21 protein-coding genes and 1 pseudogene are annotated in these 23,539 nt (G+C 63.0%); 17 read left to right on the top strand and 5 right to left on the bottom strand.

Annotated features, from left to right (window positions below):
* The 8 genes from K9L28_06525 to K9L28_06490 form a co-directional block, all read left to right on the top strand.
* A partial coding sequence (locus K9L28_06525) for a beta-ketoacyl-ACP synthase 3 (GenBank protein MCF7935974.1) occupies positions 1–779 on the top strand: 779 nt, incomplete at its 5' end.
* 9 nt (positions 780–788) lie between these two features.
* Positions 789–1,748 carry an enoyl-[acyl-carrier-protein] reductase FabK gene (gene fabK, locus K9L28_06520; GenBank protein MCF7935973.1) on the top strand — a complete coding sequence of 320 codons (960 nt, stop codon included), beginning with the start codon at positions 789–791 and terminating at the stop codon, positions 1,746–1,748.
* Between the two features lie 16 nt (positions 1,749–1,764).
* Positions 1,765–2,715 carry an ACP S-malonyltransferase gene (fabD, locus tag K9L28_06515; GenBank protein MCF7935972.1) on the top strand — a complete coding sequence of 317 codons (951 nt, stop codon included), beginning with the start codon at positions 1,765–1,767 and terminating at the stop codon, positions 2,713–2,715.
* A gap of 1 nt (position 2,716) precedes the next feature.
* A complete protein-coding gene (gene fabG / locus K9L28_06510) occupies positions 2,717–3,463 on the top strand; it encodes a 3-oxoacyl-[acyl-carrier-protein] reductase (GenBank protein ID MCF7935971.1) in 747 nt (248 codons plus the stop codon).
* Positions 3,464–3,493: 30 nt separating this feature from the next.
* Positions 3,494–3,745, top strand: a complete 252-nt coding sequence (gene acpP / locus K9L28_06505; protein MCF7935970.1) for an acyl carrier protein — start codon at positions 3,494–3,496, stop codon at positions 3,743–3,745.
* Between the two features lie 105 nt (positions 3,746–3,850).
* Positions 3,851–5,089 (top strand): beta-ketoacyl-ACP synthase II, encoded by a 1,239-nt coding sequence (fabF, locus tag K9L28_06500; protein MCF7935969.1) that lies wholly within the window; start codon positions 3,851–3,853, stop codon positions 5,087–5,089.
* Positions 5,086–5,820 carry a ribonuclease III gene (gene rnc / locus K9L28_06495; protein MCF7935968.1) on the top strand — a complete coding sequence of 245 codons (735 nt, stop codon included), beginning with the start codon at positions 5,086–5,088 and terminating at the stop codon, positions 5,818–5,820. Before fabF ends, rnc begins: the two co-directional genes overlap by 4 nt.
* Positions 5,821–5,980: 160 nt before the next feature.
* Positions 5,981–6,421, top strand: a complete 441-nt coding sequence (locus K9L28_06490; protein MCF7935967.1) for an OmpH family outer membrane protein — start codon at positions 5,981–5,983, stop codon at positions 6,419–6,421.
* Between the two features lie 100 nt (positions 6,422–6,521).
* Here the strand turns inward: K9L28_06490 and selD are convergent, their stop codons facing one another.
* Positions 6,522–7,553, bottom strand: coding sequence for a selenide, water dikinase SelD (gene selD, locus K9L28_06485; protein MCF7935966.1), 1,032 nt, complete (start codon positions 7,551–7,553; stop codon positions 6,522–6,524).
* Positions 7,554–7,773: 220 nt separating this feature from the next.
* Here selD and K9L28_06480 point away from each other — a divergent pair, with 220 nt between their 5' ends.
* From K9L28_06480 to K9L28_06440, 9 genes and pseudogenes are all read left to right on the top strand, one after another.
* Positions 7,774–9,003 (top strand): HDOD domain-containing protein, encoded by a 1,230-nt coding sequence (locus tag K9L28_06480; protein MCF7935965.1) that lies wholly within the window; start codon positions 7,774–7,776, stop codon positions 9,001–9,003.
* 15 nt (positions 9,004–9,018) lie between these two features.
* Positions 9,019–11,610, top strand: coding sequence for a diguanylate cyclase (locus tag K9L28_06475; protein ID MCF7935964.1), 2,592 nt, complete (start codon positions 9,019–9,021; stop codon positions 11,608–11,610).
* Positions 11,611–11,654: 44 nt separating this feature from the next.
* Positions 11,655–12,464 (top strand): Cof-type HAD-IIB family hydrolase, encoded by an 810-nt coding sequence (locus tag K9L28_06470; protein ID MCF7935963.1) that lies wholly within the window; start codon positions 11,655–11,657, stop codon positions 12,462–12,464.
* A gap of 134 nt (positions 12,465–12,598) precedes the next feature.
* Positions 12,599–14,167 (top strand): ABC transporter substrate-binding protein, encoded by a 1,569-nt coding sequence (locus tag K9L28_06465; protein MCF7935962.1) that lies wholly within the window; start codon positions 12,599–12,601, stop codon positions 14,165–14,167.
* A gap of 88 nt (positions 14,168–14,255) precedes the next feature.
* A complete protein-coding gene (locus K9L28_06460) occupies positions 14,256–15,263 on the top strand; it encodes an ABC transporter permease (protein MCF7935961.1) in 1,008 nt (335 codons plus the stop codon).
* Positions 15,264–15,277: 14 nt separating this feature from the next.
* Positions 15,278–15,442 (top strand): annotated as a pseudogene (locus K9L28_06455) (ABC transporter permease).
* Positions 15,443–15,469: 27 nt separating this feature from the next.
* Positions 15,470–16,324: an ABC transporter permease gene (locus K9L28_06450; GenBank protein ID MCF7935960.1), complete on the top strand. Its 855-nt coding sequence runs from the start codon at positions 15,470–15,472 to the stop codon at positions 16,322–16,324.
* Positions 16,325–17,228: 904 nt separating this feature from the next.
* Positions 17,229–18,377 carry an ATP-binding cassette domain-containing protein gene (locus K9L28_06445; GenBank protein MCF7935959.1) on the top strand — a complete coding sequence of 383 codons (1,149 nt, stop codon included), beginning with the start codon at positions 17,229–17,231 and terminating at the stop codon, positions 18,375–18,377.
* A gap of 14 nt (positions 18,378–18,391) precedes the next feature.
* On the top strand, positions 18,392–18,889 hold the full coding sequence (locus tag K9L28_06440) for an adenosine-specific kinase (protein ID MCF7935958.1): 498 nt from the start codon (positions 18,392–18,394) through the stop codon (positions 18,887–18,889).
* 95 nt (positions 18,890–18,984) lie between these two features.
* Here K9L28_06440 and K9L28_06435 read toward each other — a convergent pair whose 3' ends face one another.
* The 4 genes from K9L28_06435 to K9L28_06420 all read right to left on the bottom strand — a co-directional run.
* The gene (locus K9L28_06435) at positions 18,985–20,163 is read right to left on the bottom strand and encodes a M20 family metallopeptidase (GenBank protein MCF7935957.1); all 1,179 of its coding nucleotides are present in this window, start codon (positions 20,161–20,163) and stop codon (positions 18,985–18,987) included.
* Positions 20,160–21,536: an amidohydrolase family protein gene (locus K9L28_06430; protein ID MCF7935956.1), complete on the bottom strand. Its 1,377-nt coding sequence runs from the start codon at positions 21,534–21,536 to the stop codon at positions 20,160–20,162. Before K9L28_06430 ends, K9L28_06435 begins: the two co-directional genes overlap by 4 nt.
* A 92-nt stretch (positions 21,537–21,628) precedes the next feature.
* A complete protein-coding gene (locus K9L28_06425; GenBank protein ID MCF7935955.1) occupies positions 21,629–23,017 on the bottom strand; it encodes a TIGR00366 family protein in 1,389 nt (462 codons plus the stop codon).
* 229 nt (positions 23,018–23,246) lie between these two features.
* A partial coding sequence (locus K9L28_06420) for a sodium:solute symporter family protein (protein MCF7935954.1) occupies positions 23,247–23,539 on the bottom strand: 293 nt, incomplete at its 5' end.

Raw genomic sequence — 23,539 nt, 5'->3', positions numbered from 1 at the left:
TGGCCCCGGAGGAGCTCGACATGGTGCTGGTGGCCACCAACACCCCGGACACCATCTTTCCTTCGGTAGCCTGCAGGGTCCAGGACAGAATCGGCGCCGTCAAAGCGGGCGCCAGCGATATCCAGACCGGCTGCACCAGCTCCATCAGTTCGCTTGCCCTGGCGACGGCCGGCGTGGCCTCGGGCCTCTGGGAGAATGTGCTTGTGATCGGCGCCGAGGTGCTGTCCAGACTGGTGGACTGGGAAGACAGGAACACCTGCGTGCTCTTTGGAGACGGGGCCGGCGCTGCAGTGGTGGGGCCGCAGCGGGACGGCGAGGGGCATATGATCTCCAGTGCGCTCCGTTCCGACGGTTCCAAGGCCGATCTGATCATCATCCCCGGAGGGATGAGCGCATCCCCCATGACGGTGGAGACGGTGGCGGACAAGCAGCACCTGATCAAGATGAAGGGCAACGAGGTGTTCAAGTTCGTCAACCGCAACCTGCCGCCCTTCCTCGACACCTTCTGCACCGATTCCGGTGTGGAACCCGAATCCGTGGATACCTGGATCTTCCATCAGGCGAACCTGCGGATCATGGATGCCGTGTTGAAGCGTATCGGGGTTTCTCCCCAGAAGATGTATGTTAATCTCGATCGATACGGCAATACCTCGGCGGCTTCGGTCTTTCTGGCGCTCCACGAAGCCCTGGAGGAAGAGCGGATCACAAAGGGGCAGAGGGTGGCGCTGACGAGTTTCGGTTCGGGCATGACCTACGGGGCATTCCTGTTGGAACTGTGAGGTGGAATGATGGCTCTGCGAACCAGGATTACCGATCTCCTCGGCACGGAGTATCCCATTGTTCAGGGAGGCATGGCCTGGGTGGCCAATGCCTCCCTGGCGGCGGCGGTGAGTAACGGCGGAGGTCTCGGAATCATCGCGGCAGCGAACATGCCGATCGATCTGCTGGAAGAGGAGATCAAAAGGGCGCGGGCCATGACCTCCCGTCCCTTCGGCGTGAATATCATGCTCCTGTCGCCCACGGCTGATGAAGCCCTCGAGCTGGTGGCCTCCTACAGGGTGCCCATTGTGACCACCGGTGCCGGATCGCCCGGGAAGGTGATCGAACGGCTCAAACCGCTCGGCACCGTGGTGATCCCGGTGATCGCCTCCGTCGCGCACGCCAAGCGTGTGGCCAAACAGGGCGCCGATGCAGTGGTTGCCGAGGGGTCCGAGGCCGGGGGGCATGTCGGCGAGACGAGCACCATGTGCCTTGTCCCCCAGATCGTCGATACGGTGGATATGCCGGTCATTGCCGCCGGAGGCATCGCCGACGGTCGGGGAATCGCCGCCGCCTTCGCTCTGGGGGCGGAGGGTGTCCAGGTGGGAACCCGTTTTGTCTGTGCCGGGGAATGCACCGCCCACGACAACTACAAGAAGGCGATCATCAAGGCGCGCGACCGAAGCACCGTACTGACCGGACGCCCCACGGGACATCCCGTCCGCTGCATCAAGAACAAGCTGACCCAGCAGTTCGAGGAGCTCGAACGGGGCGAATACACCCTCGACAAGCTGGAGGAACTCGGGGCCGGCCGGCTGCGGCAGGCCGTTGTCGACGGCGACAGCCAATACGGCTCGGTGATGTCCGGCGAGATCGCCGGGTTGGTGAAAACCATCCAGCCCGCCGCGGAGATCATCCGTGGTATGTTTGACGAGGCCGACCAGGTCTTCGGCCGGCTGGGGACACGATGCGAGAGAAAACCCGAATGAATCGGAGGAAGCGATGATGCGATACGCCTTTGTCTTTCCCGGGCAGGGGGCGCAGGAGGTGGGCATGGGCAGGGAGCTCGCCGGGAGTTTCACCGTCGCCCGGGAGACCTTCAGGGCCGCCGACGACGCGCTCGGTTTTGCGTTGAGCACGCTGGCCTTTGAGGGGCCGGAGGAGGAGCTGCAGAAAACCGAGTTCACCCAGCCTGCGATCCTGACCCATGGGGTGGCGCTCTACCGCGTTCTGACGGAGGAGTTCGGTCTCCAGCCGTCGCCGGCCTGTCTGGCGGGGCACAGTCTCGGCGAGTATACGGCCCATGTGGCGGCGGGGGCGCTCTCTCTGGAAGACGCTGTCCGTCTGGTCAACCGGAGGGGCCGGCTCATGCAGGAAACGGTGCCGCTGGGGCAGGGCGCCATGGCCGCCGTGATCGGCCTTGACGCGGCGGCGGTCCGGAAGCTCTGCGAGGCGGAACAGGCAGGTGGGGCGGTCTGTGAAGCCGTGAACTACAATGCGCCCACGCAGACCGTTGTCTCCGGCGAGGCCGAGGCGGTCGGGCGGCTGGCGACGGCGGCGAAGGAAAAAGGGGCGAAGCGGGCCGTGATGCTCAAGGTCAGCGCTCCCTTCCACTCATCGATGATGCGCCCCATGCGCGAGCACTTCCGACCCTATCTGGAGGAGGTGCCCTTCCACACGCCGCGGTGGCCGATTGTCGCCAATGTGTCGGCCCGGCCGGTCTGCGAGCCCGGGGAGATCCGCAAGGCCCTGCTTGAACAGAACGACAATCCCGTTCTCTGGACGGATTCCGTGGCGACCATGCGGGAGATGGGCGTGGACACCATTGTCGAATTCGGCCCTGGCCGAATTCTCTCCGGGCTGGCGAAAAAGATCAGCCGCGAGCTCACCACCAAGTCCCTGCGGAGTGAAAAGGAGTGCGCCCAGCTGCTTGATTTTCTAGGGAGGGGTCAATAGAATGTCCGAGTCACGCAAGCTTGCCCTGGTCACCGGGGGGAGCCGGGGGATCGGCCGCGCTATCGCCGTAGCCCTTGCCGATACGGGGTATGATGTGGCGGTGAATTACAATCGTTCCGCCCAGCCCGCCGAGGAGGTCGTTGAGGCGGTGCGGGCCCGGGGGGTTCAGGGCGGCGCCTTTCAGGCCGATGTGGCCGATCCGGAAGGTGTGGACCGGCTCTTCGGGGAAATCCGGGAATCCATGGGATCCGTGGCCGTGCTGGTCAACAACGCGGGCATCACCCGGGATACCCTGCTGCTGCGGATGAAGCGCCGGGACTGGGACGAGGTGCTGCATACCAATCTCTCTGCGGTCTTCTCCTGTACGCAGCGGGCGGTGAAGGCTATGGCCAGAGCACGATGGGGACGGGTGATCACCACCGGTTCCGTGGTCGGCCAGACCGGCAACGCCGGGCAGGCCAACTACGCCGCCGCCAAGGCCGGCGTGGTGGGGCTCATGCGGAGCGTGGCCAAGGAGTACGGGGCGCGCAACATCACCGCCAACGTGGTGGCCCCGGGGTTTGTGGAAACAGAGATGACCGCAGAGCTCGGAGATTCGGTCCGGGAATCCTATATCCGGCATATTCCCGCAGGCAGGCCGGGCAGACCGGAGGATGTGGCGGCCTGTGTGGCGTTTCTCGCCTCCGACGCTGCGTCCTATATAACAGGGCAGGTACTGGCCGTCGATGGCGGCCTGACCATGTGTTAAGAGAGAAAGCAGAAAAAGGGGGTGGAACGGATGACCAAAGAAGAAGTGATGACCCGGCTGAAAGAGATTGTGACCGATCGTCTCGACGTGGAGGAGAGTCAGATCGCACCGGAGGCTTCCTTTGTTGAAGACCTCGGGGCGGACTCCCTTGATATCGTTGAGCTGATCATGGGAATCGAGGAGGAGTTCGACATCGAGATTCCCGACGAGGATGCCGAGAAGCTTACCAATGTTGGTGAAGCCCTGGAGTACGTCAAAGGCAAGCTCGGTATCGAAGCGTAAGGCAATAGAGGAGGGGGAGTCCCGTTGGCTCCCCCTCTTTCGGGCGCTCTCTGCGAGGCACGACCAGAAAGCCCGATCCATACCAGGATGAAGGAGTGACCCGGTTTGAGAAGAGTTGTCGTCACCGGGCTTGGCGTAGTCAGCCCCATAGGACATGGAAAAGATACATACTGGGAGGCCCTGGAAGCCGGACGTTCGGGCATAGGGCCGATCACGCACTTCGACACGGAGGAGTTCTCCGTAAAGATTGCGGCGGAGGTGACCGATCTCGACCTTGAGTCCTACATGGAGCGCAAGGAGATCCGGCGCACCGACCCTGTGATCCACTTCGCCGTTGCGGCGGCGGATATGGCTGTGAAGGATGCCGGCCTCGACATCGAGGATCTGGAGAGTCATAAATTTGGAGTCTACATCGGAAGCGGAGAGGGGGGCATCTGGACAAGCCTCAAGAACTACGAAACCCTCGCCAAGCGCGGCCCGTCGAGGGTGAGCCCCTTCTTTGTCCCCATGATGATCAGCAACATGCCTGCGGCCTATGTGGCGATCAGGCACAACGCAAAGGGCCCGAACATCTGTGTCGTTACGGCCTGCGCCACGGCCACGCATACCATGGGCGAAGCCTTTGAGACCATCCGCCGCGGCGACGCCGATGTGGTGCTCGCCGGCGGGACGGAATCGGCCATCACACCCATCTCCACGGCGGGATTCGCGGCGATGAAGGCCCTCTCCACCAAAAACGACGACCCCGACCACGCCTCCAGGCCCTTCGACCGCGACCGCGACGGGTTTGTCCTCGGAGAAGGATCGGGTGTCCTGGTGCTTGAGGACATGGAACATGCCAAAAAGCGCGGCGCCTCCATCCTCGCCGAGGTGCGCGGCTATGGATCCACCTGTGACGCCTACCATATCACCGCCCCGGACCCCAACGGAGACGGGGCCTACCGTGCGATGGAGATGGCTGTCGGCAAAGCGGGGTGGACCCTGGACGAGGTGGACCTCATCAATACCCACGGCACGTCCACGCGCCTGAACGATATCATGGAAGCCCAGTCGATCCGGAGGCTCTTCGGTGAGCATACCGACCGGCTGCTTGTCAATTCCACCAAGTCCATGGTTGGGCACTGTCTCGGTGCGGCCGGAGCGCTGGAGGCGATCGCTTCGATCCAGAGCATCGTGACCGGTGTTGTGCATCCCACGCTGAACATGGAGAATCTCGACAGCGAGTGTCCCATCAACGTGACCTCCCGGTGTCTGCACGACATGGAGGTCCGCCGGGTGCTTGTCAACAGCTTCGGCTTCGGGGGCCACAATGCCGTGCTCGCCCTGGAACGATTTGCCGAGTGATCAAGAGTTCCGCCATGCCGCTGGATAGCATATGGTGGGAGGAGGAGCTCGGCAAGCTTCAGGAGAGGCTGGGGTATCGCTTCCGCTTCCCCGATCTCCTGAGGAGTGCCCTGACACACGCCTCCTACGCCCACGAGTACGGAGAACAGGAGTGGAACGAGCGCCTCGAATTCCTGGGGGATGCCGTGCTGGAGCTCTGCGTCTCCGATGAGCTCTTCCGGCAGCACCAGGGGTGGAACGAAGGACAGCTGACCAAGAAGCGGGCCCAGATTGTCTGTACCGCAAGCCTCGCCCGATGGAGCCGCGCCGTAGGGCTGAACAGGCTGATCCGTCTCGGCAGGGGATTGCGCAGACAGGGCGGAGGGGAGAACGACTCGCTCCTGGCCGATGCGGGGGAAGCGCTGATCGGGGCTGTCTACGTCGACGGGGGGATCGAGGCGGCGAGGCAGGTGATCGACAAGCTGATGGAGCTCTCCCGGGAATGGGGGAAACCGGTGGCCCTGGACGCCAAGTCCCGTCTCCAGGAGCTACTCGCCAGGGAAAACGGCACAACCCCCCAGTATGAGGTGATCTCCACCGTCGGCCCACCCCACGAAACGATCTACAGCGTCGCTGTCCGCAGGGAGAACGGCACCTGTCTCGGTAGGGGAGAGGGGCCTTCGCGGAAAACGGCCGAACAGGCGGCGGCGTTGTCGGCCCTCCGAATGATGGAGGATCCCGGGCGGGACTGATGTGTCGCATGGGAACCGCCGACGGGGTCGTTTCCGTCACCCGAACAGTGCAAACGATGGAGCCGCAAGCACGTAATTTTCCCTATACGTGTCGTACCGCGGCATGTAGAATACAATTCCGGAAGAAGGGCTGACTACTATTCATTAAGGAGGTTCTTTTATGAACAGAATGACCCGCACGGCACTCATAGGAGTACTTGTGGTGATGCTTGTAGCGGTGTATGCCGGGAGCGCTGTCGCCGAGACGAAGATCGGTGTCATCGATCCACAGCGGGTGCTCTACAATCACCCGGATTTCAAGGCAACCCAGCAGAGGATCAAACAGATGAGCGAGCAAAAGCAGAGCGAAGCCAAGATGGCCATCGATTCCGTAAGCGACAATCAGCAGAAGGCCCAGATCTACCAGAAGAAGCGCCAGGAAGCGGCTCAGGAGGAGCAGTCTCTGATGGAGCCGCTGTTCAAGGATGTCGATATGGCCATCCGTACCGTCGCCAAGGCACGCGGGTTCACGGTGATCCTCGACAAGGCGCAGGTGTTCTACGGGGGTACCGAAGTGACGGAGGCCGTTATCCAGGAGCTGAAGCGGCAGGCAACACAGTAAAGGGTTTTCGCTGGATTTCAGGACTCTGATAGACAGTACAACGCGTGCAGCCCGGTCAAAGTTGACCGGGCTGCACGCGTTTCGGGTTGTGGCGTTCCGTTCAGCCCACGTGGATCGCCCCGGATCCCTCTTCCACTGTTCCGATGATTGCGGCGTCGCCGAAACCGGCGTTTCGTACCGTCTCAAGAAGGGGATCCGCATGTTCGGGCCCCACCGCCACAAGCAGTCCCCCCGATGTCTGGGGGTCGAAGAGGAGATCCTGCACGGATGCCGTTACGGTATCCGCAAAATGGACATGCTGTTCGTAATGCTCCCGGTTGTTGAAACAGCCGGCCGGGATCAGCCCCATCTCGGCCTTTTCCAGTGTCCCCGGGATGACCGGCAGGGATCCGGAATCGATCCGGGCGTCCAGACTGTCGTCGAGCAGATCCAGCAGGTGCCCGGCGAGGCCGAAGCCGGTTACGTCCGTACAGGCCCTGATCCGCGCCCTGTCGTGTCGGCCCAGTTTTCCGGCAAGATTGTTGAGTCGCGACATGAGCGTCATGGCATGCTCGACCTCCTGTGGTTCGGCCATCTCCGCTTTCAATGCCGTAGCGATGATCCCCGTTCCCAGTGACTGGGTCAGAATCAGGCGGTCGCCGGCCCGGGCGCCGGAGACCTTCCAGGCGGCCGATGCCTCCACCTCGCCGAAGACCGCCAGGCCGAATTTCGGCTCCTCGTCTTCGATACTGTGGCCCCCTGCGAGCACGGCTCCCGCTTCAAGCACCTTCTGCTGCATGCCTTTGAGGATAGAGGTAAGGGTGTCCAGGGGCTCGCAGTTGACGGGGAACGCCGCCAGACTGAGCGCCACCAGCGGACGGCCGCCCATGGCGAAGATATCGCTCAGGGCGTTGGCGGCGGCGATCCGCCCGTAGGTCTCCGGGTCATCCGAAACAGGTGTGATGAAATCGATACTGAGGATCCCAGTCCGTTCGTCGGTGATCCGCCAGAGGGCCGCATCCTCACCGTGGTCCCACCCGGAGAGAAGGATGTCGCTTGCAGGTGTCACGAGTTGATCCAGAACATGGTGCAGGTCCGCCGGACCTATTTTGGCGGCTCACCCGCTGGTCCGGGACATCTCAGTCAGTCGCATGACAGACCCTCCTTTCGTGTGCAGGCACTTCTCGACAAGGCTGGGGCTGCGCAGGGACAGGAAATGCTATACTGTCAACGCAAGATCCTTCATGCGGAACCTGGCCGCCTGCTGCCTCGACGAATAATACCAAAAATCATCTGTATTATAATAGACGGTAATGGCTAAGGCAAGGCGCACCCGCAGCGGGGTTGCCAAACTCTTCCTTGGGGTTGAATGCATGGCAAAATGGAGATCGATCCATAGCGTAGAACCAGGGAGTGTCCTCGCCGATGATGTGTTTTCCCCCGACGGGCGACTCATCAGGAAGTGCGGGGCGCAGCTCGAACAACGGCACATCGAAGCGATGAAGATATGGGGTGTGAACGAGATTGCCCTTGAGTCCGACGATGAGGAGCAGGTGGAAGAGCAGAACGGTGTTTTCCATCCGGACCTCGAACCCTTCCGTGCGCAGGTGGATCCCTTTTTCCCCCATTCCGTGAAGCGCAACCCCTTTATAGGCGAGCTCTACCGCCTGGCGCTTCTGGAACGTTCCTACGGTTCCTCCAGCGATGAACCCTGGAAATACGACCTTTTGCAGGGTGCGGAGGAAGGAACGGGAGGGGAGGCCGCTCTGCCCGGACTCAACGAGCTGGTGTTGCAGGAGGTGCGCCTTGTCTCCTATCCCGCCATCTATTTCCAGATCAAGGATGTCCTGGAGTCTCCGCTGAGTTCGGCCAGCCACATCGCCGATGTGGTCAGCAAGGATTCCAGCCTCTCCGCACGGCTGCTCAAGCTCGTGAACAGCTCCTTTTTCGGGTTTCGCAAACGGATCGAGTCGATCACCAGGGCTGTGGCCATCATCGGTTCCCGGGAGCTGACAACCCTGGCCCTGGGGGTCGCCGCCGTGCGGACCTTCGGCGAGGTCCCCTCCGGTCTGCTGGACATGCAGACCTTCTGGCGGCACTCCATCGCCGTAGGGGTCTTCGCACGGATTCTGGCCTCGTTCCGGAAGATCCCGGAGCGGGAGCGCATGTTCGTCGGCGGGCTTCTCCACGATGTGGGGCGGCTGGTCCTGCTGCGGAGAGCGCCGAAACAGATGCTGTCGGTGATCCGTGAAGCCCGTGGATCCGGCCGGCCGATGCAGGAGATCGAACTGGACCGGTTCGGGTACAGCCACGCACAGGTCGGTGCGGCTCTGCTGCGCGAGTGGAAGATCCCCGATACCCTTGTGGAGCTTGTACGCCGGCACCACAGTCCGCTGCGGAGCACCGCTCCGGAGCAGACCGGTCTGGTGACCGCTGCGGACACCCTCGCCATTGCGCTCCAGATCGGGACCAGCGGTTCCCTGAATGTCCCTTCCCTTCCTCCGGAGGAGTGGGAGCGGGCCGGTCTCTCCCCGAGATCCCTGGAGCCTGCGGTCACCCAGGGACGGCGGCAGATAGAAGAGATCTTTTCCCTCTTCTTTTAGACGAGGAGTCTTGAGGTGTTTTCGATGAGTGCTTCCGATTCGCTGCGAACGCTGACTGAAGAGGTCCAGATGCTCCGCGAGGAACGGGACGCGGCGTTCCGTGTTCTCGATACGGCGCTTGGCCTCGATACGTTGAGCCTGGTTCTCGATCAGAGCAGCGATACGGCCTCGATACTGGGCGCCACAGCCGCCAAGGCGGGTTCCATCATCCGGTTCGAACGTCTGGGGTTCTACACCGTGCAGGAAGGTGAGGCTACCTTTGCACTCACCTACGCGGAGCCTGCCGAACAGCAAGCGCGGCTCGAGGAGGAAAAGGCACCCCTCATAGAGGATGGAACCCTTGCGTGGACCCTCGGACGGCGGAGTCCCGTGATCACCACCTCCTCGCGGACAGGCAGGCCGCTGGTCCTCTACGAGCTGGCCGCCCGGGGAACCACCCTGGGGCTCTTTCTCGGGGTCCTGGGCGAGGATCCGGCGCAGCTCCTGGATATCTCCCTGGCGCTCTTTCGGGTGTTGCTCAACTCGGCGGCGAGCATGCTCTACAATCTCGAGCTCTACCGTAGCAACGAAGAGCTGAACAGGAGGCTTTCCGCCCGGCTCGGCTCCCTGCAGGTCTCCAACAGCGATCTGGACAGGCAGAGAAGGGAACTGGAGGCCAGGAACCGGGAGCGCACCGGTGAGCTGTTGCAGCTGAACCGAAGCCTGGACGAGGAGATCGCCAAACACGGATCCACCAGGCGGGAACTCGCCGAGAGCGAGCAGCACCGGGAGCGGCTTGTGGAGGTCATCGGTGATGCCGTCTTTCTGGTGGATGCCGTGGAGATGCGCATTCTGGAGGCGAACCGGGCGGCCACAGGGCGATACGGATACGAACACGGGCGTATCGAGGGGCTTTCCCTCTCCCGGATCATGCATGACCCCGCCGGCGAGCTCCCCCTCCGGAAGGAAGGAGGTCCGGCGCTGTTCAACGGCAGGCATCTGGGGGCGAACGGCGAATCCTTCCCCGTGGAGGTGGCGCTCAACAAGCTCTCTTCCGGCACATCGGAACGCGTGGTGGCGGTGGTTCGGGATATCTCTCTCCGGTACAGGCTCGAGGAGCGGGTGACCAAAAGCGAATGCCGCTACCGGAGCCTCTTCGAACAGGCCCCGATCCCACTGCTTGAGGTGGACGCCTCCGCTGTGATGCCCTCCGGAAAAGGAGACGAAAACAGCTGGGCCCCTCCCGAGGAAGACCCTGCAGCTCTGGTTGATGCCCTCCGGGTGGTGGATGTCAACGCCGCCGCCCTCTCCTTTTTCCAGCTTCACCACAAAGAGGCGGCCCGTCGGAGTATCCCGCACTGTTTCCACGACAACTCCCTCGGTATTCTGGAGGCCATGGTCCACGCAATGACCTCGGGCAGCGAGTCGTTCCAGGGGGAGGTGGACATGAAAAGCTGCGGGACAGAATCGGTGACGGCCATGCTGAACTGCTCGCTTCTCCCGTCCTTCGAGGGGAAGGCCGCACGGTTCCTGTTGAGCCTCTCGGATATCTCCGAGGCGAAACGTGAAGAGAAGGCCATCCGCTTTCTGAGTTTCCACGACGAACTCACCGGACTGTACAACCGGCGGTTCTACGAGGAAGAGCTGCATCGGTTGAACCAGAAGGGGGAGCGCCCCCTCACCATTCTGATGGCTGATATCAACGGATTGAAGATGACCAACGACATCTTCGGCCACCAGGCGGGTGACGGATTGCTCCGCCACGCTGCGGAGGTCATGCGCCGTGTCTGCAGAAACGGCGACGTGGTTGCGCGATGGGGCGGGGACGAATTCATCGCGCTGTTTCCCAGGACCGATGCCGGCGAAGCCGAAAGAATGAGCGAGGCCATCCGGAGTGGGTACGGCGCTCACTCCCCCGGCCCGTTGCCCCTGGGGCTGGCCATCGGGTACGTCACAGTGCGGCAACAGAGCGAATACGCCGAGGATGCTTTGCCCCGGGCGGAGGAGCGGATGTACCGGGACAAGATGAAACGGAGGCCTGCGGAGTGGCGGGAGAGCATGGAGACGCTCCAGCGCATGCTCGAGATCCTTCCCGGCGAGGACGGCGGGCATATCCGGCGTCTTGCGGAATGGATGGAGGCGCTGGCCAGGGCATTCGGACACGAGGAGAGCACGGTTTCCCGGGCGCGGAGGCTTGCCAGGTATCACGATATCGGGATGATCGCCGTCAACGACGAGATTCTCCACAAGCCGACTTCCCTGGAACCGGAAGAGCGGCTGGAGGTGGAAAACCACCCCGAGATCGGCTACAGGGCGGCCCTGACAGGCCTGCCGGGGCTTGCGGAGCTGGCCGAACCCATACTGAGCCACCACGAGCACTGGGACGGCCGGGGGTACCCCAGAGGGCTCTCGGGGGAAGGCATCCCCTTCCTGGCTCGTCTCTTCGCCGTTGCCGATGCCTACGAATCGATGACCTCCGGAAGGCCCTACAGGAAGCCTCTGTCCGGTGCGGCCGCGCTGGAGGAGATCCGGCGGCACAGCGGAACGCAGTTCGACCCGCAGGTCGTCCGGCACTTCGCCCGCCTGCTGGAACGGGGCGGGGAGGTCCCGCCTGTGCAGCGAAGCTGAGTACATCGGAGAGGACACCGGGAGGTGGTTGTATCAGCGGTCTATTGGTAACAGATCTGGACGGAACGGTGGCCCACCACGGACATATCTCCCCTTCGGCCCGGGAGGCGGCGGAGGCCCTGCGGGCCGAAGGGTGGCAGATCATGGTGGCTACCGGAAGGGTTCTGGCGGCGACGCGCGGCCTGGCCCGCGAGCTGGGAGCCCGGGGCCCTGCCATTGTCTACGACGGGGCCCGCATTATGGATACCGAGGATGCTTCCGTGTACCGCCAGTGGGAGTCAGAGCGGTCGGCGGTGCAGGAGGCTCTGCGCTTTGTCTGGAGGAACAATCTGATCCTCCAGGTCTACGGCGACGAGCAGGTCTACTGTCGTCCCGGGGATGTCCGGACCAGGCGTTTCTTTGAGGGAACCGGGATGTCCGTTAACGCGGTGCTCGACACACCGGACCTTCCCGGTGGACGGATCTTCCGGATGATCTGTTTCGGCGAACCCCAGGAGATCTGTACGCTGGAAGAGGAGGTTCGCCATGAGCTGGCCGGGCGGCTCTCGGTCATGCGGGCGGGGTCGCGGTTCCTCGATATCCTTCCCCTGGGGGTGTCCAAGGGAGCCGCGCTCCAGACTGTCCGTGAACAGCTCGTTCCGGCGGGACTGCCGGTGGTCGCCGTGGGTGACCATATGAACGATTTCGCCATGCTGGAGCATGCCGAGGTGGCGGTCGCCCCCGATGATGCCCCGCCGACACTGCGGAGCGTCGCCGATCTGGTGATCCCCTCGGCCGGAGACGGGGGCTTCGAACAGCTGGTGCGGCGTATCATGGACGGTGATGTGGTGCGAACCGACGAAGGCGCAATCTGATGCATGTATGTTACTATATTGCTTAAGCTGTGGATTGCTGGACGGGAAGCTCCGTAATACACCAGGGAAAGGAGGGCAGGAGGGCGTAGTGGGCACTCGGTAGTCTCGACGATGACCAAGGAAGGGGAGATACTGTGAAACGTATTGCATTTGTTCTGTTGGCTGCGCTGATTCTTGCTTGTTTCGCCATGCCTGCCATGGCTTCGGAAAAGGTGTTTGTCTTCGGACGCGGCGGCGATGCCGTGCGGCTCGACCCGGCGGATATCACCGACGGCGAATCCTACAAGGTCTGTATGCTGGTCTTTGAGACCCTGGTACAGTTCAAGGACGGCTCGACTATGGTCGAACCGGCCCTGGCCAAGAGCTGGGATGTCTCCGACGACGGACTGGTCTGGACCTTCCATCTCCGCGAGGGCGTGACCTTCCACGACGGCACCCCCTTTACGGCCGATGCGGTGGTGTTCTCGCTGGAGCGGCAGATGAACCCCGACCATCCCGGACACAAGGGCGATTTCGCCTACTGGAGCTACATGTACAGCCAGATCGAATCCGTAGAGGCTGTGGACGACTATACGGTGCGTATCAGTCTGGACAAGCCCTACGCACCCTTCCTCTCCAACATGGCCTGTTTCCCGGTGATGATCGTGAGTCCCCACTCCATGCTGGAGATGGGCGTGGAGGATTTCCGTACCCATCCGGTGGGCACCGGCCCCTACGAGTTCGTGGAGTGGAAGAAGAACGACCGCATCGTCCTGAAGGCCTACGATGACTACTGGGGCGGCCGGCGCAAGGTCGACCGGATCATCTACCGTTCGATCCCCGACAACACCACCCGCATGATGGCCCTGCTGGCCGGGGAGATCGACGCCATGGACGGGATCTCCGCCCAGAACATCAAGACCCTGAAGCAGGAGAATCCCGAGGATATCAAGCTCCTGGCCTCCCCGGGCATGAACACCGGCTACATGGCCATGAACATGACCAAGGAACCCTTCGGCAACCTGAAGGTCCGCAAGGCCGTCGCCTATGCCATCAACAAGAAGCGTCTGGTCAAGGAGATCTACCAGGGGATGGCCAAGCCCGCCAACCAGATGCTGCCGCCCACCCTCTGGGGCTACAACCGCGACATCGAGGACTACGGCTACGATCCGGAGAAGGCCAGGAAGCTCCTCGCCGAGGCGGGCTATCCCGACGGCTTCGAGACGGAACTCTGGTACATGCCCGTGCCCAGGCAGTACATGCCCGACGGCAAGCTGGTGGCCCAGGCGATCCAGCAGGATCTCGCCGAGGTCGGCGTGGACGTGGAGCTGGTGACCTATGACTGGGGCACCTATCTGGAGAAGCTGGAGGAGCTGGAGCACACCATGTGCCTCATCGGCTGGATGGGCGACAATGGCGACCCCGACAACTTCATGTACGTGCTCCTCGACAAGGACAACGCCCAGAAGGGTAGCGCCCAGAACTACGCGGTCTGGAAGAACGAAGAGTACCACGAGCTGATGATGGAGGGCCAGACGACCATGGCGCAGGAAGAGCGCGAAGCCCTCTACATCCAGTCGGCGGAACTGATGCACCAGGATGTTCCCGTGATCCCCATCGCCAACGCCTACAACCTGGCGCTGGTGAACACGGCCAAGGTGGACAACTTCAAGCTCCATCCCATCCTGAAGTTCATCCTCGCGGATATCGATATCAACCAGTAGGATATCTCAAAAGAACAGGGTGTCTGAACCCGGCAGGGAGACGGCGTCAGCGGGCTGTCTCCCTGCCTGTTGAAAGGGGGTTGGACCTATGCACCTTACGAGATATCTCTTCCGACGGATCCTGATGCTGGTTCCCGTTTTTCTTGTGCTCTCCTCGGTGATCTTCCTGATGATCGAGGCCATCCCCGGTGATCCTGCCCAGATCATGCTGGGACAGCACGCCTCGCCGGAAGCGCTGGAGAAGCTCCGTCATAAGCTCGGTCTGGACGAACCGGTCTATATTCGATACGGCAAGTTTGTCGGTCGTCTCGTTCGGGGTGATCTGGGGGATTCCATCATGTCCGGTCGACCTGTTGCGGAGGAGCTGAAGGAGAAGCTGGCCGCAACCATCGAGCTCTCGGTCTTCGCCATGCTGATCGCCACGGCGGTGGGAATCCTTGCCGGCTTCATATCGGCCTGGAAGCAGTACAGTCTCTTTGATTACGTCTCCATGGTGGGGGCGCTGGTGGGGGTCTCCATGCCCATCTACTGGCTCGGTTTCATGCTGATTATCCTCTTCAGTCTGCACCTGGGATGGCTCCCCACCTCGGGGCGGCTCGACGCCACCATGTCTCTGGTCTCCACTACGGGCTTCTATCTGATCGACACGCTGCTTTCGGGCAACTGGAATGCCTTTGTGAACGTCGTGCGCCATCTCGTGATGCCCGCCATCTGTCTGGCCACGGTCCCCATGGCCATCATCGCCCGGATGACCCGCTCGTCCATGCTGGAGGCTCTCAACCAGGACTATGTGCGGACAGCGAAGGCCAAGGGCGTCGGCGCAAACAAGATCCTCTTCGTCCACGCCTTCAAGAACGCCGCCATCCCGATCATCACCGTGCTGGGGCTCCAGTTCGGCTACCTCATGGGCGGTGCGATCCTTACGGAGACGGTCTTCTCATGGCCCGGTGTGGGAAGATGGGTTCTGGAAGGCATCCTGGCCCGGGACTTTCCCGTCATCGCCGGCGGAACGATGGCCGTGGCGGGGCTCTTCGTGCTGGTCAACCTCTGTGTGGATATCCTCTACGCCTTTGTTGACCCCCGTATCCGCTATTAGGAGGTGCGCATCCCATGTCCGAGAGTACGGCAACAGTACAGGAACTACGCAGGGGTGGCCTCTGGGTGGACGCGTGGAGGCGACTCAAACGGAACAAAAACGCCCTCGCCGGGCTGGTTGTGGTGGTCGTCCTGGTGTTTCTGGCTCTCTTTGCCCCTGTGATCGCCCCTCTGGATCCGGTGGCGGGGAATCTCCAGGACCACGACATGCCTCCCTTCTGGTGGTCCGGTGCGGTGGAACCGGGAACCGCCGAATCCGGAAAGGCGACCTCGGAGAGCGAGACCGACCTGTCGTCGCAGCAGAGCGCCGAACAGAGCGGGCAGTTCGCCACCTTCGAGCTTGATCTGGGCGGAACGGCTGAGGAAGAGGAGGTCCGTGCGCCGGAGCACCACTACATCTTCGGCACCGACGATCTGGGACGGGATGTCTTCAGCCGGGTGATCTACGGGGCGCGCCTGTCGCTTCTGATCGGCTTCATCTCCGTAGGCATCGCCCTGATGGTGGGGATGCTGCTGGGGCTTGTCTCCGGCTACTACGGCAGGTGGCTGGACGACGTGATCATGCGGTCCATGGATATCCTGCTCTCCATCCCCTATGTGCTGCTGGCCATCCTCATCGTCGCCATCCTCGGCCCCGGCCTGGTGAACGCCATGATCGCCATCGGGATCGTCAGCGTCCCCCACTTCGCCAGGATCGTCCGGGGCTCCGTACTGTCGCTGAAACAGAGCGAGTATGTCCAGGCCGCCAGGGTGCTGGGGGCCGGCGACATCCATATCATCTTCCGGCATATCCTGCGGAACAGCCTCTCGCCGATCATCGTACAGACCACGCTGACCTTTGCCTCGGCCATCCTCTCGGCGGCGGCGCTCGGGTTTCTGGGGCTGGGCGCGCAGCCGCCCACACCGGAGTGGGGTGTCATGCTGGCCGACGGGCGGAAGCTGCTTCTGACCTCCCCCTGGTCGGTGATCTTCCCCGGTGCGGCGATCGTGATCTTCGTCCTGGGCTTCAACCTGCTCGGCGACGGGCTCAGGGACGCCCTGGATGTCCGGATGAAAGACTGAGGTGGATGCGATGGACCCACTGCTGAAGATAGAAGGACTAAAGACCCATTTCCACACCGAAGATGGTATCGTCCGGGCCGTGGACGGCATCAGCTATGATGTCCGCTCCGGCGAGATGGTCGGCGTCGTCGGGGAGTCGGGCTGCGGCAAGTCGGTGACCTCCCTGTCGGTGATGCGGCTGCTCCCGGAACCGCGGGGGCGCATTGTGGAAGGCAGCATCCTCTACCGCGGGAACGATCTGGCTGCCCTCCCCGAGAAGCGCATGGCTTCCATCAGGGGGGACCGGATCGCCATGATCTTCCAGGAGCCCATGACCTCTCTCAACCCAGTGCTCAACGTAGGCTACCAGATCGAGGAGGCCCTGGCGCTGCACACCACCATGGGCAAGCGTGAGCGCAAGGGGCGTACGGTGGAGCTTCTGGAGCTGGTGGGGATCCCCGATCCCGCCAGAAGGGTGCGTGACTACCCCCATCAGATGTCCGGCGGCATGCGCCAGCGTGTGATGATCGCCATGGGGCTCGCCTGCGACCCCGATCTGCTCATCGCCGACGAACCGACCACGGCGCTGGATGTGACCATCCAGGCCCAGATTCTGGAGCTCCTGGCCAGGCTCCGGGAGGAGCTGCAGATGGGGGTGATCCTGATCACCCACAATCTGGGCATCGTCGCCGAGATGGCCCAGCGCATCGTGGTGATGTACGCCGGCAAGGCGGCGGAACGGGCGCGCACCGAGGATCTCTTTGTTCATCCTCTCCATCCTTACACCGTGGGGCTCCTGGAGAGCATCCCCGACCTCAAGCAGACGAAGGACGAGCGCAGAAAACTGGCCACCATCCCCGGGATGGTTCCCCATCCCTTCCAGTTCCCCCAGGGGTGCCGTTTCCATCCTCGCTGTCCTTTCGCTATGGAACGCTGCCGCAGAGAGGAACCGCCACTCTTTCCTCAGGGCGGGGAGCGCGAGGTGGCCTGCTGGCTCTACGCCCCGGAAGAGAGGCGGGAGGCCTTGACGCTGGAGAGGCTGAAGTCGTCTTTCTTCGAATCTACGGTGATCCACCCGTCCGTGAAAGGCCGCGAACCGCTGTTGGAGGTGGAGGGGCTGCGGAAACACTTCCAGACCAGGGGCCACTGGGGCGAGCACGCTGTGGTGCGTGCCGTGGACGACGTTTCCTTCGATATCTATCCCGGTGAGACCCTGGGGCTTGTGGGCGAGTCGGGCTGCGGGAAGACCACCACCGGCAAGGTGATCGTTGGTCTGGAGGATCCCACCGAAGGAACCATCACCTACAAGGGCACGCCCATGGCGACCCTCTCGCCGGAGAAGCGGCGGGAGGTGAGCCGGAGTCTGCAGATGGTCTTCCAGGATCCCTACAGCTCGCTGAACCCGCGGATGACGGTGAAGGAGATCGTCGGCGAGGGGCTGGAGATCCACGGGCTCGCCCCCACCGAAACGGCGCTGCGGGAGAAGGTGGGCAAGGCCCTGGAGGATTCGGGGCTGCGACCGGAGGTGATGAACCGCTACCCCCACGAATTCTCCGGCGGACAGCGCCAGCGGATCGGCATCGCCCGGGCCCTGGCCATGGATCCGGAGCTGATTGTCTGCGACGAACCGGTCTCGGCCCTGGATGTCTCCATCCAGGCCCAGGTGATCAATCTGCTTCAGGAACTGCAGTCGGAGCACAACCTCACCTTCCTCTTCGTTGCCCACGATCTCTCGGTGGTGCGTCATATCTCCGACCGGGTGGTGGTGATGTACCTCGGCCATGTGATGGAGATGGCGCCGACGGATACGCTCTTCGACGCCTACAGGCATCCCTATACCGAGGCACTGCTCTCCGCCGTGCCGGAACCGCGGCCGAAGAAGGAATCCAGCCGGATCATCCTCTCCGGGGATGTCCCGTCACCCATCGATCCTCCTTCGGGCTGCCCCTTCCACACACGGTGCCAGAGGAAGAAAGGACCGGTCTGCGAAAAGCAGGCGCCGCCTCTCAGGGAGGTGGGCGACAGGCACTCTGTCGCCTGCTGGTGGTACACTGACGGGGATGACCAGACATAAGGGAGGAATCCACTGTGGCAGAGCTGAAGGGTTGGTTTGTGGAACAGCTGGATGTGCCGGAAGACAGCAATATCATCATCGGGCAGAGTCATTTCATCAAGACCGTGGAGGACATCTATGAAGCCCTGGTGACCTCGTCGACATCCCTGGAGTTCGGCATCGCCTTCTGTGAGGCCTCCGGGCCCTGCCTGATCCGCAGGGACGGCAACGCCGACGACCTGGTAGACGTCGCCGTGGCGAACGCGGAACGGCTCCGTACAGGGCATACCTTCATCATCCTGCTGCGCGGAGGCTTTCCCATCAACGTGATGAACAGCCTCAAGCAGGTACAGGAGGTCTGCCGCATCGACGCGGCCACCGCCAACCCTCTGCAGGTGGTGGTGGTGGAGACCGACCAGGGCCGCGGCGTGGTGTCGGTGGTCGACGGGTACGCCGCCAGGGGCGTGGAAGGCGAGGAGCACATCAGGGAACGGAAGGCACTGCTGCGGGACATCATCGGCTACAAGCGGTGAGAGGAACCGCGGACGTTGACAAGAACATCCGGCGATGAACCAGACAGGCCGCCTCCCCTGGGGGGCGGCCTGCTGTTATTTCCGGATCCGGGGGATCAGCTTGTTCTGGTGCGGAAATCCTCTCGAATGCGTTCCTGCAGCTCCGGATCGCGGCAATAGCGGAGGATCGCCCGGGCCAGGGCCTTCCCTCCTTCGACGAGCCCCTTGTGGGACCGGGAGGAGGTGGTGACCCCGGCGAAGGCCGTGGTGTGGAGCGCCATCTCCTCCTCCACCAGGGCGTGGATGGGCTGGATGGCGGGGCAGGCGTGGGAGACATTGCCGATGTCGCTGGAGCCCATGTGCCCCGGCGAGCTCCCGACGGCGACGCCGATGTCCCGGAAGGCCTCTTTCATCAGCTGTTCCGCCGGCGGATTCGGCTTGAGGTTGTCGAAACTGGTCTCATTGTTGCGCCAGGTGACCTCCGTCCCCGTGGCCAGGGCCGCGCCGCGGGCGGCGTTGTAGACCTGCTCGACAAGGCCGTTGAGGTAGTCCCTCCAGGGAGCCCGGAAGTAGAAACGCCCCACGGCCTTCTCGGGAACGATATTGGGCGCCACCCCTCCCTCCCTGACGAATCCGTGCATGCGCACCTCCGGGCGGACATGCTGGCGCAGCATGTCGATGGCGTGGAAGAAGAGCTGGAGTCCGTTGAGGGCGTTGACGCCCTCCCAGGGTGCGCCGGCGGCGTGGGCCGATCTGCCGGTGAAGGTGAATTCCAGGGCGTCCATGGCGAGGCAGCGGTAGTCCGTATAGGTGGTGCCGGCGCCGGAGTGGATCATCAGGGCGAGGTCCACGTCGTCGAAGACCCCCTTGTCGACCATGGCGACCTTGGCACCGTTGGTCTCCTCCGCCGGCGTGCCGATGACGCGGAGTTCGGCGAGGCCCTCTTCGGCTGCCTCGACGAGACCGGCTCCGGCGAGCAGCGACATGGCACCGTGGACATTGTGGCCGCAGGCGTGGCCCATTTCGGGGAGGGCGTCGTATTCGGCCAGCAGCGCCACCACAGGTCTGTTGCCCTTGCCCGCCACCGCCTGGTAGGCGGTGGGGAGGTCACAGAAGGGGTAGGTGACATCAAAGCCCCGGGACCTGAGGTAGGCAACGTGCTGCTTGCTGGACTCGAACTCCTGGTCGCCCAGTTCGGGATGGGCGCCGAGGGCGTCGCTCACCGCTATGGCGTCTTCGGAAGCACTGTCCAGTGCCGCGGATATCCGCTCCCACTGCTTTTCGATATCTGTCATTCACTGTTCCTCCTTTCTGCAGGTGATCCGTCCTCACGTCGAGTCAGAAGCCTCCCCAGCGGTTCGGTAGCGGTGTTGTGCTCCACGGCGATCTCGCCGCCGAGGATGACACAGTCGATCCCTTCGGGCGGGGCGAGCTGATCGGCGAAGGTGGCCCTGTCCCTGAGATGCTGCGGGTCGACAACCACCAGGTCCGCCCGGTTTCCCGCCTCGAGGTTCCCCCGGTCGTCGAACCATGCCATGTGGGCGGGGAGGGAGGTGGCGTGGCGGACGGCATCGGGCCAGCTGAGCCCCTCTTCCCGGAGCCGGCGCAACGCTCTGGGGAAGGTGCCCGCCGCACGCGGATGGCCTTCGCCCCTGTGGAGCGTGGCGTCCGAAGCGATGGCGCAGCGGGGGTGCTGGAGACAGGTGAGGACCTCCGATTCGTTCATCACATGGGCGATGATCAGCTCGCCGGGGCTGTTGGCGCGGATGTCGTCGAAGCTCTCCCTGGTGAGGCGCCGCCCCACATAGGTGCCAGACGCCGCCTCCAGGTCTCCGTAGTCCTTGTTCCAGCGCTCCCGGAACCCGGGGTCGAAGACGGTGGTGCCGGCGTAGGTGCAGAAGGCGTCGTAGGGGTAGCAGTCGAAGGTGACGTCCACGCCTTCGTCGTGGGCCCGGTCCACCAGCTCCAGCGATTCGGGCAGATGTCCGAAGGCGTTCATGCTCCCGAAGTGGGAGATCTGGACCCGTACCCCGGTGGAACGGGCCAGGTCGACGGCCTCCTCGACGCCTTCAAGGCAGCGCGGCCCGTCGTAGCGGATATGGATGGACACCAGCCGATGGGTGAAATCCCGCAGGACCTCCACGAGGGCTCTGACCTCCTCGGGGCTTGTCTCGGGGACATACTCCAGACCGAAGGAGAGCCCCAGGGAACCCTCCCGGAGTTCGGCGGCGAGGATCCGCTGCATCTCTTCGAGCTGCTGCGGCGAGGCCGCCCGGTGGACATCGGTGAGCCCGATGGAATCCCGCAGCGCCCAGTGCCCGGTGAGGTATCCGATCTCCAGCCAGGGATGCCGGCGGTGTGCCCGCACCGTCTCCTGGCGTGGTCCGGTGCCGCAGTTCCCGGCGACGGCCGTGGTGACGCCCTGACGGAGCAGGGCGAGCTCCGTGGTGGCCGGATCGTCCAGTTCTTCATCGTGCATATGGGTGTCGATGAAGCCCGGCAATACATAACGCCCCGTGATGTCCATTTCCTTCGCCGCAGCGAAGGAGGACGGGTCGCCTTCCCCCAGGATGAGGCCGTTCCTGACGGCCAGAGCCGTCCTGCGTTCCTCTCCGCCCACGGGGTCGATGAGTGTGCCCCCTTTCAGGAGCAGATCCGCCTGTTGCATAGGTACCCCCCCTCAGAGGAGCAGGGCAGGGTCGCCCCCTGCCCTGTCCGCAATGGTTCCTGTCTTTTTCGTGTTCGCCTCTCCCGAAGGATTTAGGCGAAACCGATGGCCACGGCCACGTACATGAAGATCATCTCCACGGCGAGGAGCATGACGAAGAAGGGAATGAAATACCTCCACCATTTCTCGATGGGCACGTGGGCGATACTGCAGATAACAGGCAGCAGTGTGGTCGGCCAGAGGAGATTGGAGAAGCCGTCGCCGTACTGATAGGCCAGTACCGCCGTCTGCCTGGTGACGCCCAGCAGGTCGGCCAGGGGCGCCATGATGGGCATGGTGGTCGCCGCCTGTCCGGAGCCGGAGGGGATGAAGAAGTTGATCAGCGTCTGGACGAAGAGCATGCCCTCGGCGGCCACCCACTCCGGGAAGCCCGCCAGCGGCTGGGCCATCCCGTAGATGACGGTGTCGATGATGTTGCCGTCCTGCATGACGATGAGGATCCCCCTGGAGAGCCCCACCACCAGGGCCCCGAAGACGATGTCCCGGCAGCCCTCCACGTAGGTCTTGGCGATGGTGCTGGGCCCCCAGCCGGCCAGTGCGCCGCAGGCCATGCCCATGATCAGGAAGAGCCCGGCGATGGCGTTGAAGTACCAGCCCCGGGTGATGACCCCCCAGATCAGCAGGGCGATGGTGCCGATGACAACCCAGAGCACCATCTTCTCCCGATGGGTGAACTTCCGCTGGATCAGCTCGTTGTGGTCCATGGCCAGACTGCCCATGTCCACGCCGTACATGATGCTCTTGGTGGGGTCCTTCTTGATCTTGATGGCGTAGCGCATTGTGTAGAGCACCGCCATGGTGGTCAGCACGCCCCAGCTGATCATCCGGAAGCCCATGCCGGAGAAGAGCGGCAGTTCGGCGAACTTCTGGGCCAGCCCCACGGTGAAGGGGTTCATGAAGGCTGCGGCGAACCCCATGGCCACGCCGAGGGAGACCATGGACATCCCGACGATGGCGTCGTAGCCAAGAGCGATGGACAGGCCGACAAAGAGCGGGATGAACCCGAAGGTCTCCTCGAACATCCCGAAGACGGAGCCCGCGAGAGCGAAGGTGTACATGAACACCGGGATGATGATCAGTTCTTTCCCCTCGGTGATGCGTAAGAGCCAGCCGATAAACGAGTGGAGCGCTCCGGTCTGGAGCACCACGTAGAAGGATGCGTAGACGATAAAAACAAAGAAGACCACCGCGGCGGCGTCGATACAGCCTCTCTGCACGGAGATGAAGGTGTCGAAGAAGCTGACGGGGGACTGCTCCACCTTGTGGTATGTCCCGGGAACCACCACCGTCCGACCGGTGTTCTCGTCGGTGGTTCGGTCGAACTCGCCGGCGGGCAAAACATAGGTCCCGATCACGGCGATGACAATCAACGAGAACAGCAGTACAAAGGTATGCGGTACCTTGGACGTGTGCGTTGCCATAACTCCCACCTCTCTCTGCAATGGATGTGATCCTGGCTCTGCTACCCAGGATGTCGTGTGCTTCCCCTCTTTCCGGAGCAACGCCCGGTCCATCCCCCCCTTCGGCGGTTGCCGGTTTCGAAATGGGAAAGCGGCCCAATAGTATCACATTGCATACAATTGAGTAAAGCGACGCATTTGCCGCTGATCACGAAAGTGCCGTGTTTCACGGTCCGCTCTGGAGGAGCTTTCAGCGTGCCCTGCGCTTCCCGATAATGATCCCCAGTGCGGTGCAGAGAGAAGCGAAGAAGAGCCCGCCGAAGAGCGGTTCGCCGGGAAGGCCGGTGACGGGCCAGAAGATGGTGGCCAGCGCGCCCAGGAGGCTCGAGAGGAAGGCCGCAAGCGGCGAGAGGAGCCCCGGCCTGAGGATGGCGATAGAGAGGGGGAGGAAGGTCCCCGCCGCCCGGAGGCCCATGCTCAGGTAGCTCCAGTGGAGGATGAGCGATCCCTTCCCCTCGATGCCCGCCCAGGTGGCCAGGGCGA

Source organism: Synergistales bacterium (genome assembly GCA_021736445.1).
GTDB lineage: Bacteria > Synergistota > Synergistia > Synergistales > Aminiphilaceae > JAIPGA01.
Note: the sequence above shows the minus strand (reverse complement) of the source record. Positions and strands in the feature narration are given on the sequence as shown.